The organism is Paraburkholderia sp. CNPSo 3281, from assembly GCF_024206515.1.
Classification (GTDB): domain Bacteria; phylum Pseudomonadota; class Gammaproteobacteria; order Burkholderiales; family Burkholderiaceae; genus Paraburkholderia; species Paraburkholderia nodosa.
Genome location: NZ_JAMBPS010000093.1, coordinates 1 through 17,761 on the forward strand (window position 1 = coordinate 1; position 17,761 = coordinate 17,761).

Annotated in this window: 14 protein-coding genes; 13 read left to right on the plus strand and 1 reads right to left on the minus strand. The window is 63.7% G+C overall.

Annotated elements, in window-relative coordinates:
* Positions 1 to 276: 276 nt before the first annotated feature.
* Positions 277 to 1,308 carry a GlxA family transcriptional regulator gene (locus tag M3I56_RS38665; protein ID WP_028206296.1) on the minus strand — a complete coding sequence of 344 codons (1,032 nt, stop codon included), beginning with the start codon at positions 1,306 to 1,308 and terminating at the stop codon, positions 277 to 279.
* Between the two features lie 452 nt (positions 1,309 to 1,760).
* Between M3I56_RS38665 and M3I56_RS38670 the strand changes: the two genes are divergently transcribed.
* The 13 genes from M3I56_RS38670 (at position 1,761) to M3I56_RS38730 (ending at position 17,455) form a co-directional block, all read left to right on the plus strand.
* On the plus strand, positions 1,761 to 3,044 hold the full coding sequence (locus tag M3I56_RS38670; RefSeq protein ID WP_254358408.1) for a serine hydroxymethyltransferase: 1,284 nt from the start codon (positions 1,761 to 1,763) through the stop codon (positions 3,042 to 3,044).
* 50 nt (positions 3,045 to 3,094) lie between these two features.
* Positions 3,095 to 4,066 carry a dipeptidase gene (locus tag M3I56_RS38675; protein WP_254341099.1) on the plus strand — a complete coding sequence of 324 codons (972 nt, stop codon included), beginning with the start codon at positions 3,095 to 3,097 and terminating at the stop codon, positions 4,064 to 4,066.
* 93 nt (positions 4,067 to 4,159) lie between these two features.
* Positions 4,160 to 4,693: a DUF5943 domain-containing protein gene (locus M3I56_RS38680; protein WP_254358409.1), complete on the plus strand. Its 534-nt coding sequence runs from the start codon at positions 4,160 to 4,162 to the stop codon at positions 4,691 to 4,693.
* A gap of 64 nt (positions 4,694 to 4,757) precedes the next feature.
* On the plus strand, positions 4,758 to 6,821 hold the full coding sequence (locus M3I56_RS38685) for an NADH:flavin oxidoreductase (RefSeq protein WP_254358410.1): 2,064 nt from the start codon (positions 4,758 to 4,760) through the stop codon (positions 6,819 to 6,821).
* Positions 6,822 to 6,824: 3 nt separating this feature from the next.
* Positions 6,825 to 8,753, plus strand: a complete 1,929-nt coding sequence (locus tag M3I56_RS38690) for a (Fe-S)-binding protein (RefSeq protein WP_254358411.1) — start codon at positions 6,825 to 6,827, stop codon at positions 8,751 to 8,753.
* A gap of 4 nt (positions 8,754 to 8,757) precedes the next feature.
* The gene (locus tag M3I56_RS38695) at positions 8,758 to 9,927 is read left to right on the plus strand and encodes an electron transfer flavoprotein subunit alpha/FixB family protein (RefSeq protein WP_254358412.1); all 1,170 of its coding nucleotides are present in this window, start codon (positions 8,758 to 8,760) and stop codon (positions 9,925 to 9,927) included.
* Positions 9,924 to 10,736 carry an electron transfer flavoprotein subunit beta/FixA family protein gene (locus tag M3I56_RS38700; protein WP_254358413.1) on the plus strand — a complete coding sequence of 271 codons (813 nt, stop codon included), beginning with the start codon at positions 9,924 to 9,926 and terminating at the stop codon, positions 10,734 to 10,736. Before M3I56_RS38695 ends, M3I56_RS38700 begins: the two co-directional genes overlap by 4 nt.
* A 49-nt stretch (positions 10,737 to 10,785) precedes the next feature.
* Positions 10,786 to 12,027: an aromatic ring-hydroxylating dioxygenase subunit alpha gene (locus tag M3I56_RS38705; protein ID WP_254358414.1), complete on the plus strand. Its 1,242-nt coding sequence runs from the start codon at positions 10,786 to 10,788 to the stop codon at positions 12,025 to 12,027.
* Positions 12,028 to 12,062: 35 nt separating this feature from the next.
* Positions 12,063 to 13,208 (plus strand): hybrid-cluster NAD(P)-dependent oxidoreductase, encoded by a 1,146-nt coding sequence (locus tag M3I56_RS38710; protein WP_254358415.1) that lies wholly within the window; start codon positions 12,063 to 12,065, stop codon positions 13,206 to 13,208.
* A gap of 112 nt (positions 13,209 to 13,320) precedes the next feature.
* Positions 13,321 to 14,181 (plus strand): glycine betaine ABC transporter substrate-binding protein, encoded by an 861-nt coding sequence (locus tag M3I56_RS38715; RefSeq protein ID WP_254358416.1) that lies wholly within the window; start codon positions 13,321 to 13,323, stop codon positions 14,179 to 14,181.
* A gap of 178 nt (positions 14,182 to 14,359) precedes the next feature.
* Positions 14,360 to 15,529, plus strand: a complete 1,170-nt coding sequence (locus M3I56_RS38720) for a glycine betaine/L-proline ABC transporter ATP-binding protein (protein WP_254358417.1) — start codon at positions 14,360 to 14,362, stop codon at positions 15,527 to 15,529.
* Entirely contained in the window at positions 15,522 to 16,418 is an 897-nt protein-coding gene (gene choW / locus M3I56_RS38725) for a choline ABC transporter permease subunit (RefSeq protein WP_254358418.1), read from the plus strand. Before M3I56_RS38720 ends, choW begins: the two co-directional genes overlap by 8 nt.
* A 44-nt stretch (positions 16,419 to 16,462) precedes the next feature.
* The gene (locus tag M3I56_RS38730) at positions 16,463 to 17,455 is read left to right on the plus strand and encodes a GlxA family transcriptional regulator (RefSeq protein WP_254358419.1); all 993 of its coding nucleotides are present in this window, start codon (positions 16,463 to 16,465) and stop codon (positions 17,453 to 17,455) included.
* Positions 17,456 to 17,761: the final 306 nt, after the last annotated feature.

A 17,761-nucleotide genomic window follows, 5' to 3' on the forward strand; every position in this document is an offset into this window, starting at 1 on the left:
CGCGGCCATGCGCGGCAACGTCAGTGTGCGATTGCGGGTAAAGGCGGTGGGGGTGCGGCGCACGCGCTCGGCGAGCGCCGGATCGAACAGGAAATCGGAGAACTCAGCCAGAAGGCGGGAAGACGCCGGTATTTGAGTTCATATCGTTGATTTATCAGGAAGTTATGGTGTGAAGTTTACAGGTCCCACGGTTCGTTTACAAGCACTTCCGGGGCTTAAGTTGAGAGCATTGCCCCGCACAGGGGCAACGCCGGCGTACCGACGCGAAAAAAAGCTTCAAACATGAACAACAGGCGCAGGCACAACAACACCAGCTGCCGCAGGCGAATCCAACCCAGATAGCGGTGCAACACGCTTGCGCCGTTCCCCAGTGGGCGCACTCCCAAAAGCATCCCGATAGCTCTTGCTAAAGTGACAAGCCGACTGAAACCCGCAGGCCATCGTAATCTGCATAATCGACATATCGGTCTGCAGCAGCAGCTCACGCGCCCGCCGCAAGCGCAGCGTTAAATAGTAATGCGTAGGCGTCATCCCGAGATGCTCATGAAAGAGCCGCTGCAACTGCCGCTGGGACATATTCGCGAGCCGCGCGAGTTCTTCACGCGAAAGCGGCTCTTCGATATTGTTCTCCATGAGCGAGATCACTTCGAAGAGCGACTTGTTCGCCGAACCGAGCCGCGCGACGAGCGGCATGCGCTGCTGGGCAGACGTATCGCGCACATGCTCGACAACGAACTGCTCGGCGATCTGCGTCACACGCGCGGTGCCCACACGCGCTGTGATGAGGTGCAGCATCATGTCAAGCGGCGCGACGCCGCCGGTGCACGTCACGCGGTCGCGGTCGATGACGAAGAGCTCCTTGAGAAAACGCGTCGAAGGAAACTCCTCCTTCAGCGCCGACATGTTTTCCCAATGGATCGCGCAAGCATACCCAGCCAGCAGCCCAGACTTCGCCAGCGCGTAGGTCCCCGTGCACAGGCTGCCCAGCGCGACACCCATGCGCGCGAAACGGCGCAGCGCGGCGAGATGGGCGGGCGTGGTGGCCCGCTGCACATCGATGCCGCCGCAGACGAACACGATATCGGGCCGCCCCACGCATTCGGCCGGGCCCGTGTCGATGGAAAGCCCGTTGCTCGACGCGACCGGGCCGCCCTCCGGGCTGATGATCGACCACCTGTAAAGCGGCTGTCCGCTCAGGTAGTTAGCCATACGAAGAACTTCGATGGCGTTCGTGAACGCGATCATCGTGAAGTCGGGCAGCGGCATGAACGCGAAGTGCGCTAACGACGCTGTGCGATCCGGCAGCATGGGGACGATTCCTTGTGATCGGTAGCCTGTGCCCAGTGGAGGCCCGGTGAGGCCGGGGGGCCGGCTACGCTACCGTAATTTTCGAATTTCGCGGGTCCAGTGTGCCATGCGGCAAAACCCTGAGTCATCTGGACAAAAAAGCCGGAAGAGGGAAATAGGACGAGGGTGCGGGATTGGTGCACTGCGATGCGCGATAAATAATTCGGATTGGGAAACATGGGGCACGGCGCACCGTTAGCGAGCGCCAGTCGCAGCCACTTGTGAAAAATGGACGCGGATGGCGGAAAAGGAAAAGAACGCGTCTGAATTTCGACGTTGAGCGCCAATTCGAACGACAAGAATAGAACCGTCGGTCCCCAGCCGGTCAAGCGGGTTCAAAGCCGCTGTCAAGCCAGTCGCGACGGGGCCTCCAGCATTGCAGGAAGTCCTTCATTCATCGTCACGGAAGCCCTATGTCGAACACTCAACCTTTCTTTTCGCAAACGCTGGCGCAGCGCGATTCGGCAGTTCGCAGCAGCATCCTGAAAGAACTCGAGCGGCAGCAGTCGCAGGTCGAAATGATCGCGTCGGAAAACATCGTGTCGCGCGCCGTGCTCGAAGCCCAAGGCTCGGTGCTGACCAACAAGTACGCGGAAGGTTATCCGGGCAAGCGTTATTACGGCGGCTGTGAATTCGCCGACGAGGTGGAAGCGCTTGCCATCAGCCGCATCAAGCAACTGTTCAACGCCGGTTTCGCCAACGTGCAGCCGCATTCGGGCGCCCAGGCCAACGGCTCGGTCATGCTCGCGCTCGCCAAGCCGGGCGACACGGTGCTCGGCATGTCGCTCGACGCGGGCGGCCACCTCACGCACGGCGCAAAGCCGGCGCTTTCCGGCAAGTGGTTCAACGCCGTGCAGTACGGCGTGAACCGCGAAACCATGCTGATTGATTACGACCAGGTCGAAGAACTCGCGCAGCAGCACAAGCCCGGCCTCATCATCGCGGGTTTTTCCGCGTATCCGCGCGCCCTCGACTTCGCGCGCTTTCGCGCGATTGCCGACTCGGTCGGCGCGAAGCTGATGGTGGATATGGCGCATATCGCGGGCATCATCGCGGCGGGGCGTCATCAGAACCCCGTCGAGCACGCGCACGTCGTCACCTCAACCACGCACAAGACGCTGCGCGGCCCACGCGGCGGCTTCGTGCTGACCAACGACGAGGAGATCGCGAAGAAGATCAACTCGGCTGTGTTCCCCGGCCTCCAGGGCGGCCCGCTCATGCACGTGATCGCGGGCAAGGCGGTCGCGTTCGGCGAAGCGCTCGAAGCCAGCTTCAAGACCTATATCGACAGCGTGCTCGCCAATGCGAAGGCGCTGGGTGAGGTGCTGAAGGCGGGCGGCGTGGACCTCGTGACGGGCGGCACCGACAACCATCTGCTGCTCGTCGATCTGCGGCCCAAGGGCCTGAAGGGCAATCAGGTCGAGCAGGCGCTGGAGCGCGCCGGCATCACCTGCAACAAGAACGGTATCCCGTTCGACGCCGAAAAGCCCACGATCACCTCGGGCATTCGCCTCGGCACGCCCGCGGGCACGACGCGCGGCTTCGGCGTGGACGAATTCCGCACGATCGGCCGCCTGATTCTCGAAGTGTTCGACGCGCTGCGCGCGCATCCGGAAGGCGACGCCGCCACCGAGCAGCGCGTGCGCCGCGAGATCTTCGCGCTGTGCGAGCGCTTTCCGATCTACACGCAAGCCTGATTCTTCACACCATCGCCTTTCAATTTCATTCGAGCGTTTCGGAGCGGCTAATGAGCACTCTGCATGACAACAGCATCATCATCGACGGCCTGAACATTTCGAAGTTCGAGCGCTCGGTGTTCGAAGACATGCGCAAGGGCGGCGTCACCGCCGTCAACTGCACGGTTTCTGTGTGGGAAGACTTCCAGAAGACCGTGGACAACATTGCGCAGATGAAGCAGCAGATTCGCGAGTACAGCGAGATCCTCACGCTCGTGCGCACGACCGATGACATTCTGCGGGCGAAGAAAGAGAACAAGACGGGCATTATCTTCGGCTTCCAGAACTCGTATGCCTTCGAGGACAACCTGGGCTATATCGAGGTGTTCAAGGAACTCGGCGTGAATGTCGTGCAGCTTTGCTACAACACGCAGAACCTCGTGGGCACGGGCTGCTATGAGCCGGACGGCGGCCTCTCCGGCTACGGGCGCGAAGTGATCCAGGAAATGAACCGCGTGGGCATTCTGGTCGATCTTTCGCACGTGGGCGGAAAGACTTCATCGGATGCGATTGCCTGCTCGAAGAAGCCGGTGACGTATTCGCACTGCTGTCCGTCGGGTCTCAAGGAGCACCCGCGCAACAAGACTGACGAGCAGTTGAAGGAGATTGCCGACGCGAACGGCTTCGTGGGCGTGACGATGTTCGCGCCGTTCCTCAAGAAAGGCCCAGATTCGACCGTCGAGGATTATCTCGAAGCGATCGAATATGTGGTCGATCTGATCGGCGAGGACCGCGTGGGCATCGGCACGGATTTCACGCAGGGCTACAGCACCGAGTTCTTCGACTGGATCACGCACGACAAGGGCCGTTATCGCAGCCTCACGAATTTCGGCAAGGTTGTGAACCCGGAAGGCATCCGCACGATCGGCGAATTTCCGAATCTCACCGCCGCCATGCAAAAAGCTGGCTGGAGCGAGACGCGCATCAAGAAGGTCATGGGCGAGAACTGGATGCGCGTGTTCGGCGAAGTCTGGGGCGGTTGACCGCCAGGCCTGACCCCGCAGCGCGGAAAGGCCATCGTTCGCACTTAGAAACCCTAATTAAAATCGCTCACTGTGTCACTGGAGCCCCACGAAATGCAACCGCAACTGCCGATCGATGTCGATCCCGCCACCGGCGTCTGGACCACGGACGCGCTGCCGATGCTGTACGTGCCGCGTCACTTCTTCACCAACAATCACACCGCCGTAGAAGAGGCGCTGGGCCGTGATGTGTACGCCGAGATTCTCTACAAGGCCGGCTACAAGTCGGCGTACCACTGGTGTGCGAAGGAAGCCGAAAAGCACGGCATTGCCGGCATGGCCGTGTTCGAGCATTACCTGAAGCGTCTTTCGCAGCGCGGCTGGGGTCTCTTCACGATCCGCGAGGCCGATCCGGCCACCGCGCGCGCGAAGATCGAATTGCGCCATTCGTCGTTCGTGCTGGCGCAACCGGGCAAGGAAGGCAAGCTTTGCTACATGTTCGCGGGGTGGTTCGCGGGCGCGATGGACTGGGTGAACGACACCACGGAAGGCGGAAAAAACGCGCCGCGTTCGCAATCGAAAGAAGTGCAATGCGCCGCCGAAGGCCACGCGTACTGCGTATTCGAAGTCTCGCCGATCGCCGCCTGAACGGCCGCGCGCCCCCCGCAATACAGGTCACACCGAAAGACACGAACGCCAGAGGTCGTCTGCGATGCGCTACCCCAATCTGTTCAAACCCTTGACGCTCAATCAGCTCACGCTGCGCAACCGCATCGTCAGCACGGCCCACGCCGAGGTCTACGCGGAGCCGGGCGGCTTGCCGGGCGACCGCTATATCCGCTATTACGAGGAAAAGGCCAAGGGCGGCGTGGGCCTGGCCGTATGCGGCGGGTCGAGCCCGGTGTCGATCGACAGTCCGCAGGGCTGGTGGAAGTCGGTGAATCTCGCCACCGACAAGATCATCGATCCGCTCGCGCGTCTGGCCGAGGCCATGCACCGCCACGGCGCGAAGATCATGATCCAGGCCACCCACATGGGCCGCCGCTCCGCCTTTCACGGCGAGCATTGGCCGCATTTGATGTCGCCTTCTGGCGTACGCGAGCCCGTACACCGCGGCAACGCGAAGATCATCGAGGTGGAAGAAATCCGCCGCATCATCGGCGACTTTGCGGCGGCTGCAAAGCGCGTGAAAGACGCAGGCATGGATGGCATCGAAATCTCCGCCGCGCACCAGCATCTGATCGACCAGTTCTGGAGCCCGCGCACGAACTTTCGCACCGACGAATGGGGCGGCTCGCTCGAAAACCGTCTGCGTTTTGGCGTGGAAGTGCTCAAGGCCGTCCGCGAAGCGGTGGGCAAGGACTTTTGCGTCGGCCTGCGCATGTGCGGCGACGAATTCCACGAAGACGGCCTCGATCACGAGCAGCTCAAGGAAATCGCGCAGGCGATGTCGGAAACGGGGCTCATCGATTATCTCGGCGTGATCGGCTCCGGCGCGGATACGCACAACACGCTCGCAAACTGCATGCCGCCCATGGCGCTGCCGCCGGAGCCGTTCGTGCATCTCGCGGCAGGGATCAAGTCGGTGGTCAAGCTGCCGGTCATGCACGCGCAGAGCATTCGCGACGCGGGCCAGGCCGAGCGTCTGCTCGCGAGCGGCATGGTCGATCTCGTGGGCATGACGCGCGCGCAGATCGCCGACCCGCACATGGTCATCAAGATTCGCGACGGCCGCGAGGACGAGATCAAGCAGTGCGTCGGCGCGAACTATTGCATCGACCGCCAGTACCACGGGCTCGACGTGCTGTGCGTGCAGAACGCCGCAACGTCGCGCGAAGCGACTATGCCGCACGTGATCGAAAAATCGCGCGGCCCGAAGCGCAAGGTCGTGGTGGTCGGCGCGGGGCCGGCGGGCCTGGAAGCTGCACGCGTGGCGCGGCTGCGCGGCCATGATGTCGTGCTGTTCGAGAAGAACGACGCCGTGGGCGGCCAGATTCTGCTCGCTGCAAAAGCGCCGCAGCGCGAGCAGATGGCGGGCATCGTGCGCTGGTTCGACATGGAGACGAAGCGACTTGGCGTGGATCGTCGCCTTGGCGTGACGGCCGACGAGAAAACCATTCTCGCGGAAAAGCCAGACATCATCGTGCTCGCCACGGGCGGGTCGAGCTTCACGCAGCAGGTTCCGGCCTGGGGCGTGGAAGAGGGGCTCGCCGTAAGCGCGTGGGACATCCTGAGCGGCAAGGTCGAGCCGAAGCAGAACGTGCTCGTCTACGACGGCGTGAGCACGCATGCGGGCGCCGGCGTTGCCGATTTCATTTCGAGCCGTGGCTCGAAGGTCGAGATCGTGACACCCGACGTGAAGGTTGCCGACGACGTGGGCGGCACCACGTTCCCGATCTTCTATCGCCGCCTCTATGCGCAAGGGGTGATTCACACGCCGAATTACTGGCTCGACCGGGTGTACGAAGAAGACGGCAAGAAGATCGCCGTACTGCGCAACGAGTACACGGAGGAACAGGAAGAGCGCGCCGTCGATCAGGTGGTGATCGAAAACGGCAGTACGCCGAACGACGCCTTGTACTGGGCGATCAAGCCCGAATCGGTCAATCGCGGGCAGGTGGACGTGCACAAGCTCTTCGCAGCCGAGGCGCAGCCGTGCCTTGCCGAAGAACTCGGCAATGGCCGCTTCCTGCTCTTCCGCGTGGGCGACTGCATCTCCTTGCACAACATTCACGGCGCGATTTACGACGCGCTGCGGCTCGCCAAGGACTTCTGAACCATGAATCCGACCTGGCTCATTACCGCGCTGCTGTGGGTGTCGATGGCGGGGCTCGCGTTCGCGGTTGCGAAGCGGGCCGCCTTCTGGCGGGTGGGGCGCGCCGCTGCGCCCGGCTCCGTGGGCGTCGGCAAGCTGTTCAGTATCCCGAAGCGTTATTTCGTCGATCTGCACCATGTGGTGGCGCGCGACCCGTACATCGCCAAAACGCACGTCGCCACCGCGGGCGGCGCCATCGCGGCGCTCGCGCTCGTGTTCGTCAACTACGGTTTCGCGATCTATTCGCCGTGGCTCGACAAACTGATCTTTCTCGCGGCGCTCGCCATGCTGATCGGCGTGGTGTTCGTGTGGCGCCGCCGTCACGCGAAAGCGGTGCCGGCGCGCCTCTCGCGCGGGCCCTGGAATACGCTGCCGTGGCTGCTCGGTTCGTTCGCGCTGGGCGTGGCGCTCTTCACGGTCGTACCGGCGGGCGCCATGTCGGGCGGCTTCGCGGTGCTTTGCGCGGTGCTGATCGCCGTGGGCGCGTTCGCAATGACGTTCGGCGCGGCGCGCGGCGGCCCGATGAAGCATGCCGTGGCGGGGCTGTTGCACCTCGCGTTCCATCCGCGCCAGGAGCGCTTTTCAGCGACGCGCGAGGGCTGGACCGGCAACGGCACGGCTACGCCCCCCACGGCGCTGAAGCTCCCCGACATCGAAGAGAAGCAGGACTATGGCGTGGCGAAACCCGTCGAGTTTCGCTGGAACCAGCTGCTGAGCTTCGACGCCTGCGTGCAGTGCGGCAAATGCGAGGCCGCGTGCCCCGCGTTCGCTTCGGGCCAGCCGCTCAACCCCAAGAAGCTGATTCAGGATCTCGTCGTCGGCATGGCGGGCGGCACCGATGCGGCCTATGCGGGCAGCCCCACGCCGGGCATCAAGGTCGGCCAGCATGGCGGCGCGCCGAACGGCCCGATCGTGTCAAGCCTGATCGAAGCGCAAACGCTGTGGTCCTGCACCACCTGCCGCGCCTGCGTGCAAGAGTGCCCGATGCTGATCGAGCACGTGGATGCCATCGTCGATATGCGCCGCAACCAGACGCTGGTGCACGGCGAGGTGCCGGGCAAAGGCCCGGAAGTGCTGGCAAACCTGCGCGAAACAGGCACGGCGGGCGGCTACGACAAGGCGGCGCGCTACGACTGGTCGGTCGATCTCAACGCGCCCGTGGCGCAACCGGGCAAGCGCGTGGACATACTCGTGGTGGCGGGCGAGGGCGCGTTCGACATGCGCTATCAGCGCACGCTGCGCGCGCTCGTGAAGGTACTCAACAAGGCGGGCGTGAACTACGCGGTGCTCGGCGCGCAAGAAACCGACACGGGCGACGTGGCGCGCCGCCTCGGCGACGAAGCGACGTTCCAGCACATGGCGAGGCAGATGATGACGACGCTCGCCACGCTGAACTTCGCGCGCATCGTCACCGCCGATCCGCACGTCATGCACAGCCTGCGCAACGAGTACCGCGCGCTTGGCGGGCGTTACGAAGTGCTCCATCACACGACCTACCTCGCGGAACTCGCCGAGACCGGACGCATCGCGCCCAAGGCCGTGCAGGCGCTCGCCGAAAAGCGCACGACGTATCACGATCCCTGCTATCTGGGCCGCTACAACGGCGAGACCGAAGCACCGCGCAAGCTGCTCAAGACCATCGGCATCAAGGTCGTGGAGATGGATCGCAACGGTATGCGCGCACGCTGCTGCGGCGGTGGCGGCGGAGCGCCGCTCACCGATATCCCCGGCAAGCAGCGCATTCCCGACATCCGCATCGCCGATGCGCGCGCAGTCAATGCCGACGTGGTCGCCGTGGCCTGCCCGCAGTGCACGGCGATGCTCGAAGGCGTGGTGGGCCCGCGCCCCGACGTGCTCGACGTGGCCGAACTCGTGGCCGCCTCGCTGGAGTGAATCGATGAATACCCTCAAACGAATCGATCCGCGCCGCCCTTTCGTCGTCACGGCGGCGGGCCTCAAGCGCATCACGCTGGGCGAAGTCGGCAGCGCGGACGCGAGCGATGCACAATGGCTCACGCAGAATGCGCACGAAGGCGCAGCGAAGCCACGCCGCGTGGTTAGCCATCCGAATCATCATCTGCTCGTCGTCGCACACGCCGAACGCGGCGCACTCGACGATCACGCGTGCCAGGCCATTGCCGCCGCGGCGCTGCTGGCCGATGCGCAAACCGAAGTCGCGCTGCTCGTGTTCGGTGAGCTGAAGGACGACGCCGGGGCGCTCGGCGTGGACAAGCTGATCGAACTGCCGGGATTCGAGCGCCGCACGTTCGCGCCGGAGATCGGCTTGCGCGCGCTGCAGGCCTGCGCGGCGGCGCTCGCGCCGAAGCACGTGTTCCTGCCCGACAACGCCAGCGGCGACGGCGACCTCGGCCGCCGCTATGCGGCCGCCGCGGGTGCGAGCGTGGCGACCCATGTGGTCGAGATCGATGCGAAGCATGTGGGCGTGTATGAACAGGCGAAGCGCGCGTGGGCTGCGCGCTCGCTGCCCGACGTTATCCTGCTCGCGCCGGGCACCGTCGAGGCGAAGCTGCCTTTCGTCGGCGCTGGCGAACGCCTCGCTGGCGATTTCATCCGGCCGGCTACCGACCTCGCGTCGCCATACAAGGATCTCGGCCTCGAGTCCATCGACGCCGCCCAGGTCGCGCTTGAAGAAGCCGATTTCATCGTCTCGGCGGGCAACGGTGTAACCGACATTGCCGCGTTCGGGCGGCTCGCGGGCGCATTCGGCGCAGCAATCGGCGCGAGCCGCGTGGCGGTGGACAACGGCCACTTCACGCGCGACAAGCAGGTGGGCGCAACGGGTAAGACGGTCGAGGCGAGTGTGTATATCGCGTTCGGCATTTCGGGCGCCGTACAGCACTTGCAGGGCATCAAGGACTGTCGCCATGTGATTGCCGTAAATCTCGACGGCAGCGCGCCGATTGCGAAGCGCGCCAACTTGACCGTGGTCGGCGACGCGCAAGGCACGATCGCCGCGCTGATCGAGCAGGTGCAAGCCGCGCGCGCACAGCATGGCGGGGCGAGCGCGGTACGTGACGAAACGCATTCTGCAGGAGTCGCCGCATGAACGCACGCCATGATCCTCAACGTGGAATCGAGCGCGTTGCGGTGCTCGTGTCGGTGGGGCGTCACCCCGTGAGCGGCACGCCTCGATACAGCCGCAACGACGCGCTAGCGCTCGACCTCGCGCGCACGCTGGCCGAGCGGCATCATGCGCGTCTGGACGTGCTGCACGCAGGCGACGCCGCCGATCCTGCGCTCGCCGAATACCTCGCGCTAGGCGCGCACGAAGTGGAGGTGCTGGCCTGCGCGCCTTCCTGTGACGCGGCACGCGTGCTCGCCGAACGTGTGCGTGGCTACGACCTCGTGCTGACCGGCACGCGCGCCGAGGGCGCGCACGACAGCGGCATGCTGCCGTACCGTGTGGCGGCTGCGCTGGGCGTGCCGATCGTGGGCGGCGCGGTTGACATCGACGTGGACGTCGCCACGCGCGCCGCCGTGGTGCGTCAGTTTCTGCCCAAGGGTCTGCGCCGTCGCGTGCAGACGGCGCTCCCCGCGGTGATCGCCGTGCATCCGCTCGCGAACGCCCAGCCCCGTTACGCCTATGCGCGGCTGCGCGCGGGCGCGGTGCGGCCCGCGAACGCAACACGCGTGAGCGCCGCCGAATCCACCGAAGCGGCCGCATGGACGGTTGGCCCGATCGAGCGTAAACCCGTGCGGCTCGCCGCTGCGGAGAAGCGCTCAGGCCACGCGCGCATGCTTTCCGCGACCACGACCGAAAGCCGGGGCGGCAACGTCGTAATTGAAGGGAGTTCAGTCGAAAAAGCACAAGTGATCCTCGCGTATTTGCGGGAGCATCAACTCATCGATTACTGATTTTGCTGGCCTGTCGGCAACGAACTGGGATGAAAAATCCGGAGCACACATGAAAGTAACGGCAGAGATTCGCGCGCTGATCGAGCGCCGCCAAGCGGGTTACAGCCTGGAGGCGCCTTTCTACCTGAGCGAGGAGATTTTCGCGCTCGATATGGAGACGATTTTCCGGCAGCACTGGATCGAGGTCGCCACGGAAGCGGAAATTCCCGAGCCGGGCGACTACGTGACCGTCGATCTGGCGGGCGACTCGATCCTGATCGTGCGCGACGACGACATGCAGGTGCGCGCGTTCCACAACGTCTGCCGCCACCGCGGCGCGCGCCTGTGCAACGAAGAGAAGGGATCGGTGGGCAATATCGTTTGCCCGTATCACAGCTGGACCTACAACCTGACCGGCGCGCTGATGTTCGCCGAGCACATGGGCGAGCAGTTCGACCGCTGCAAGCACAGTCTCAAGAACGTGCATGTGGAAAGTCTCGCGGGCCTGATCTTCGTGTGTCTCGCCGAAGAGCCGCCCGCCGACTTCGAGCTCATGCGGGCCGAGATGGAGCCGTATTTGCTGCCGCACGACCTGGCGGGCTGCAAGGTCGCCGCCCAGGTCGACATCATCGAGAAGGGCAACTGGAAGCTCGTGATGGAAAACAATCGCGAGTGCTATCACTGCGTGGCGAATCATCCTGAGCTGACGATTTCGCTCTACGAATACGGCTTTGGCTACGCGCGTACGGACGCCAACGCGGAAGGCATGGACGCGTTCGAGCGCACCTGCAACGAGCGCGCGAAGCAGTGGGAAGCGATGGACCTGCCGTCGGTCGAAATCGAAAAACTGCTGGACGTTACGGGTTTTCGCACGCAGCGCCTGCCGCTCGACCGCGGCGGCGAGTCGCAAACGCTGGACGCGAAGGTCGCCTCGAAGAAGCTGCTCGGCGAGTTTCGCACGGCCGATCTCGGCGGCCTCTCGTTCTGGACGCAACCGAATTCGTGGCATCACTTCATGAGCGATCACATCGTGTCGTTTTCCGTGATTCCGCTTTCCGCCGGCGAAACGCTCGTGCGCACGCGCTGGCTCGTTCACAAGGACGCGCGCGAAGGCATCGATTACGACGTGGAGAACCTCACCGCCGTGTGGAACGCGACCAACAACCAGGACCGCACGCTCGTGGAGTATTCGCAGCGCGGCGCGGCGAGCAGCGCGTATGAACCGGGTCCGTATTCGCCGTACACGGAAGGACTCGTGGAAAAGTTCTCGGCCTGGTATATCGGCCGCCTCGCCCGGCAGATTGGCGCATAACGCACACGCGTAAAGCAATGAGAGCGGAGTTTGACATGATGCGAGACGCGGCCCAATTCAATCCACTCGACGCCAGCGACAGCCGGGTGACGCGCCCGGCGTTCTGGGGTGCGCTGCCCGAGCGGTGGACGAGCGAGGTCGAGGAAACCCTCGTGTGCTGCCACGTATGGCAGGAAACGCACGACGTGAAGAGCTTTTTCCTGCGCTCGCCGCAGGGCCGCACGTTCTCGTTCGAGCCGGGGCAGTTCCTCACGCTCGAACTCGAGATCGACGGAGAGGCCATCAACCGGTGCTATACGATTTCGTCGTCGCCCGCACGGCCGCATACCCTTTCCATTACGGTCAAGCGCGTGCCGGGCGGCAAGGTGTCGAACTGGCTGCACGACAACCTGCGCCCGGGCGTATCGCTGCGCGTGCTCGGGCCGGCCGGCGAATTTACGTGTGCGCGCCACCCTGCGCCGAAGTATCTGTTTCTTTCCGCAGGCTCCGGCGTCACGCCGCTGATGTCGATGAGCCGCGCGCACCACGATCTCGCGGAGGACCGCGATATTGTTTTCGTGCACAGCGCCCGCACGCCCGACGACATCATCTTCGCGCGCGAGCTGGAACTGATCGCTTCGAGCCGCGCGAATTTCCGCACGTCGTTCGTGTGTGAAAGGGTGGGCGCGCGTACCGACTGGTCCGGCGTGACCGGTTTTCTCTCGCTGCCGCTCCTGAAGTTGATTGCCCCGGACTTCATGGAGCGCGAAATCTTCACCTGCGGGCCCGCCCCCTATATGAAAGCCGTGCGCGATCTGCTCGACGAAGCGGGCTTCGCGCGCGAACGCTACCACGAAGAGAGTTTTTCATTCGAAACGCTTACGGCGGAAGCCGAGGCGCCGGTGGAACAGCCCCCGGCGGATTCGTCGGTCGAAACCGCCAGCTTCAAGATCACCTTCGCGAAGAGCCGCCGCGAGATTCAATGCGGTGCACAACAAACCGTGCTCGATGCCGCGCGCCAGGCCGGCGTGCGCCTGGCTTCTTCGTGCAGCCAGGGCATGTGCGGAACCTGCAAGGTCAAGCTCGTTTCCGGGCAGGTGGAGATGAAACACAGCGGCGGTATACGCCAGCGCGAGATCGATCAGGGCATGGCGCTGCTGTGCTGCTCGAAGCCGCTGTCCGACCTCGTCGTCGACAAATAGCGCGCGCGTCGCGCAACGACAAGAACACGTCGTAAATCGACGTTAGCGGCAGATTGTGGCGGGCGAATCTGCATAGGCACGGGGCGCTTGCCCATATCACAGGAGATCGACCATGAAGCAGGCTGGAAAACTCTTTTGGACCGGTGTGTTATCGGCGATGGTGAGCTTGAGCGCCCCGGCGTTTGCCGACGGCAAGCCGACCTTGAAGATCGGTTATGTCGAAGGCTGGGACGACAGCGTCGCGACGTCCAACGTGGCCGCGCGCATCATCGAGAAACGCTATGGCTATCCGGTGCAGCTTGTGCCCGTGGCCGCGGGCATCATGTGGCAGGGCGTGGCGCGCGGCGACCTCGACGCGACGCTTTCCGCCTGGCTGCCGGTGACGCAGGGCGCGTACTGGGCGCAATTCAAGGACAAGGTGGTCGACCTCGGCACTAACTTCACCGGCGCGAAGATCGGCCTCGTGGTGCCCGACTACGTGAGCGCGAAGAGCATCACCGATCTCAACGCGGACAAGTCGGCGTTCGGCGGACGCATCGTCGGCATCGACGCCGGTGCGGGCGTGATGCGCAAGACCGACGAGGCCGTCAAGCAATACGACCTCAGCTACAACGTGATGCCGAGTTCGGGTAGCGCGATGGCGGCCGAACTGGCGCGTTCGGTGGGTTCGAAGAAACCCGTGATCGTCACGGGCTGGACGCCGCACTGGATGTTCGCCAAGTACAAGCTGCGCTTCCTCGACGATCCGAAGAACGTCTACGGCGCGGCCGAGCACGTGGACAACGTGGCCAACCCCGAGCTCGAAAAGAAGGCCCCGCAGGTGGTGACGTTCCTGAAGAACTTTCAGTGGAAGCCGGGTGAGATCGACAGCGTGATGCTCGCGATCCAGAACGGCGAGAAACCCGACGCCGCCGCCGACACGTGGATCGCCGCGCATGGCGACCGCGTGAACGCCTGGGCGGGCACGCAGTAATCGCAGGTAAAAAAACGGCAGGGGGCCCGCCGCGGCCCCGCCAGATCAGTGCCCATGGCGGGCCGTGTCGCATTTGCGTAAGCGTCTGTCGCAATTCGCCATCCCGACAGGGTTTTTTCTGGCAACCATGTAGACATACCGTGCGGGCCGGCGCCTGCCGTTCGAGGAGACGGAGTCGATGAAATCCCCCAAGATCGTGGTCGATGGATTATGCAAGGTGTTCGGGCCCAACCCGAAGCTTGCACGTGAGCTGCTCGCGAAGGGCGCGACGAAAGACGAGCTGTTCGCCAGGACCGGCTATGTGCTCGGTGTGAACAATGCCTCGTTCGAGGTGCACGAGGGCGAGATTTTCGTGCTGATGGGCCTGTCCGGCTCGGGCAAGTCGACGCTGATCCGGCTTATCAACCGGCTCGTGGAGCCCACGGCCGGCAAGGTCATCATCGACGGGCGCGATATCGCGGCCGTGCGGCGCTCGGAACTGGTCTCGCTGCGCCGTACCGATATGAGCATGGTGTTCCAGTCGTTCGCGCTCATGCCGCAGCGCAGCGTGCTTGCGAATGCCGCGTTCGGCCTCGAAGTGGCGGGCGTGGGCCGCAAGGAGCGCGAGCGGCGCGCGCTGGCCGTGCTGGAGCAGGTCGGCCTCGCGCCGTTTGCACAGAAGCTGCCGGCCGAGCTTTCGGGCGGCATGCAGCAGCGCGTGGGCCTCGCTCGCGCGCTCGCGGTGAATCCCTCGCTCATGATCATGGACGAAGCGTTCTCCGCGCTCGATCCGCTCAAGCGCAAGGAAATGCAGAACGTGCTGCTGCAACTGCAAAAGGAGCAGCGCCGCACGATCATGTTCGTTTCGCACGACCTCGAAGAGGCGCTGCGCATCGGCAGCCGCATCGCGATCATGGAAGGCGGACGCATCGTGCAGATCGGCACGCCACAGGAAATCATCAGCAATCCTGCCGATGACTACGTGCGCGCGTTCTTCGACGGCGTGGACACGAGCCGCTATCTCACCGCAGGCGACCTCATGCAGCGCGAAGCCGTGCCGCTCATCCGCTCGCTCGACGCGAAGAGTGTGGCCTCGTCGCTCAACGGTAGCGCCGATTACGCGTTCGTGCTGGACGCGCAGCGCCGCATCAGCGGCTGTGTCACGCGCGATGCGATCGGCGCCGCGCAGCCAGCGCTGAAGAAAGTCGAATGCATCACGCTTGGCACGCCGCTGGAGCAAGTGGTCTCGCGCGTGTGCGCGAACACGACGGCGCTGCCCGTGGTCGACGACGAGGGCCGCTATTGCGGCTCCATCGATCAGGCCGCCGTGCTGAAGGTCATTACGCGTAATCGAGGTGCCCATGTCTGAGATCATTCCCGTCGGCCAGTGGGTCGATCAGTCGGTTCATTATCTGCTCGACCACGACGCCAACAGCTTCGACGCCGTGGGCAAGGCAATCGAGAGTTTCGCCGCCTTCGTCGAACATGGCTTGCAGGCCATCCCCATGTGGGCGCTCATGGCTTTCTTCATCGCAATCGGCTTGTGGCGCGTGGGCTGGCGCTTCGCGATCTTCGCCACCTGCTCGCTATTGCTGATCTACGCTACGGGCTTCTGGGATCAAACCGTCGTGACGCTCGGCCTCACGCTCTCGTCAACGGTGATCAGCCTCGTGATCGGCATTCCACTTGGCATCTGGACGGCGAAGAGCAAGGTCGTGCAAACCATCGTGCGGCCCATACTCGACCTGATGCAGACCATGCCGGCCTTCGTCTATCTGATTCCTGCCGCGATGCTGTTTGGTCTCGGCCGCGTGCCCGGCATCCTGTCCACCGTGATCTTCGCCATGCCGCCCGCCGTACGCCTCACGAGCCTCGGCATCAAGCACGTGAACCGCGAGATCGTCGAGGCGGGGCAGGCGTTCGGCTGCACGCCGTGGCAGCTGCTGTACAAGGTGCAATTTCCCAATGCGCTGCCGTCCATCATGCAAGGCGTGAACCAGACCATCATGATGGCGCTTTCCATGGTCATCATCGCTTCGATGGTGGGCGCAGGTGGACTCGGCAACGACGTGCTCGCGAGCATTCAGCGGCTGGATATTGGCCTCGGTTTCGAAAGCGGACTTTCCGTCGTGCTGCTTGCCATCATCCTCGACCGGATTACTGAGAGCTTCGGCCGTGCGCCGGGCGCCGTGAAAGCGCCGCTGTTCTCGGGACTCAAGCATCTGATGCGCGTGCGTCCCGCAGTCGTAGAGGCGTAGCCGTTGAAATAACACGATCAACCGCTGTTCCCGAGGAGCGCAATGTGACGATCGACATCGCCGTGCCCGAGCCCGAGACGCGCACGGCATCGTCTCTCAGACATTTCGGTTTCCTGATGTTGCAGAACTTTTCGATGATCGCGTTTTCCAGTGCGGTCGAGGTTCTGCGCATGGCGAACTACGTGGGGCGCGCGGAGCATTACCGCTGGTCGATCTACTCGCTCGACGGCGCACCGGCCCGCGCAAGCAACGGCATCACGGTGCGCCCCGCGCAGGCACTCGATCCGGCGTGCCTGCCCGACGTGCTGATCGTGTGCGGCGGCATACGCATACGCGAGATCATGAGCGAAGGCGTGCGCGCGACGCTCGGCATGGTGGCGCAGCAGGGCGTGCCGCTGGGCGGCATCTGCACCGGTGCTTACGCGCTGATGGCGAGCGGGCTGCTGGACGGCTATCGCTGCGCCGTGCATTGGGAGGATCTCACGGTTCTGCACGAAGAGTTTCCGCGTGTGCGTTTCGCCGACGAGCTGTTTGTGGTCGATCGCGACCGCCTTACTTGCACGGGCGGCACCGCGCCGCTCGATTTGATGCTCGAACTCGTTGGAGCGCGCCTTGGGCAAAGTCTTGCTGCCAAGGTATCCGAACAGTTCATTCTCGAACGAATTCGCGGCTCGACCGATCTGCAGCCTATACCCGTGGATGCGCGTGTGGGATTTTCGCGTGCGGAGCTGGTGGAGGTCGTGCGGTTGATGGAGGCGAATATCAAGGAGCCGCTGTCGCTTGAGGAACTCGCGCGGCTCGTTCGGCTTTCGCAGCGGCATTTGCAGCGGATGTTCAAGGCTTATTTGAACGTTTCGCCGACGCATTATTACCTCACGTTGCGGCTGAAGCGGGCGCGGGAGCTGTTGCGGACCACTGATACTTCGATTTCTCGTGTGACGGCTGTTTGTGGGTTTAATTCACCTTGCCATTTTAGTAAGGCGTATCGGGTGCAGTTTGGGCATGCGCCTAGCCATGAGCGGCGTGGGGTGGAGTGAGGGTTTGGTTTTTGGTTTTGGCTTTTGGCCGTTTTTTGGGGTTTTCTTGTTTTCGCATCGGTATGCAGGCGTTGCCCCTGTGCGGGGCAATGCTCTCAACTTAAGCCCCGGAAGTGCTTGTAAACGAACCGTGGGACCTGTAAACTTCACACCATAACTTCCTGATAAATCAACGATATGAACTCAAATACCGGCGTCTTCCCGACTTCTGGCTGAGTTCTCCGATTTCCTGTTCGATCCGGCGCTCGCCGAGCGCGTGCGCCGCACCCCCACCGCCTTTACCCGCAATCGCACACTGACGTTGCC

Excerpts from the sequence above, each read along its gene's own strand:
- M3I56_RS38690 (WP_254358411.1), top strand. The coding sequence starts at position 6,825 with ATGAATCCGACCTGGCTCATTACCGCGCTGCTGTGGGTGTCGATGGCG.
- M3I56_RS38710 (WP_254358415.1), top strand. The coding sequence starts at position 12,063 with ATGATGCGAGACGCGGCCCAATTCAATCCACTCGACGCCAGCGACAGC.
- M3I56_RS38695 (WP_254358412.1), top strand. The coding sequence starts at position 8,758 with ATGAATACCCTCAAACGAATCGATCCGCGCCGCCCTTTCGTCGTCACG.
- M3I56_RS38720 (WP_254358417.1), top strand. The coding sequence starts at position 14,360 with ATGAAATCCCCCAAGATCGTGGTCGATGGATTATGCAAGGTGTTCGGG.
- M3I56_RS38665 (WP_028206296.1), bottom strand. The coding sequence starts at position 1,308 with ATGCTGCCGGATCGCACAGCGTCGTTAGCGCACTTCGCGTTCATGCCG.
- M3I56_RS38675 (WP_254341099.1), top strand. The coding sequence starts at position 3,095 with ATGAGCACTCTGCATGACAACAGCATCATCATCGACGGCCTGAACATT.
- choW (WP_254358418.1), top strand. The coding sequence starts at position 15,522 with ATGTCTGAGATCATTCCCGTCGGCCAGTGGGTCGATCAGTCGGTTCAT.
- M3I56_RS38700 (WP_254358413.1), top strand. The coding sequence starts at position 9,924 with ATGAACGCACGCCATGATCCTCAACGTGGAATCGAGCGCGTTGCGGTG.
- M3I56_RS38685 (WP_254358410.1), top strand. The coding sequence starts at position 4,758 with ATGCGCTACCCCAATCTGTTCAAACCCTTGACGCTCAATCAGCTCACG.
- M3I56_RS38670 (WP_254358408.1), top strand. The coding sequence starts at position 1,761 with ATGTCGAACACTCAACCTTTCTTTTCGCAAACGCTGGCGCAGCGCGAT.
- M3I56_RS38705 (WP_254358414.1), top strand. The coding sequence starts at position 10,786 with ATGAAAGTAACGGCAGAGATTCGCGCGCTGATCGAGCGCCGCCAAGCG.
- M3I56_RS38680 (WP_254358409.1), top strand. The coding sequence starts at position 4,160 with ATGCAACCGCAACTGCCGATCGATGTCGATCCCGCCACCGGCGTCTGG.
- M3I56_RS38715 (WP_254358416.1), top strand. The coding sequence starts at position 13,321 with ATGAAGCAGGCTGGAAAACTCTTTTGGACCGGTGTGTTATCGGCGATG.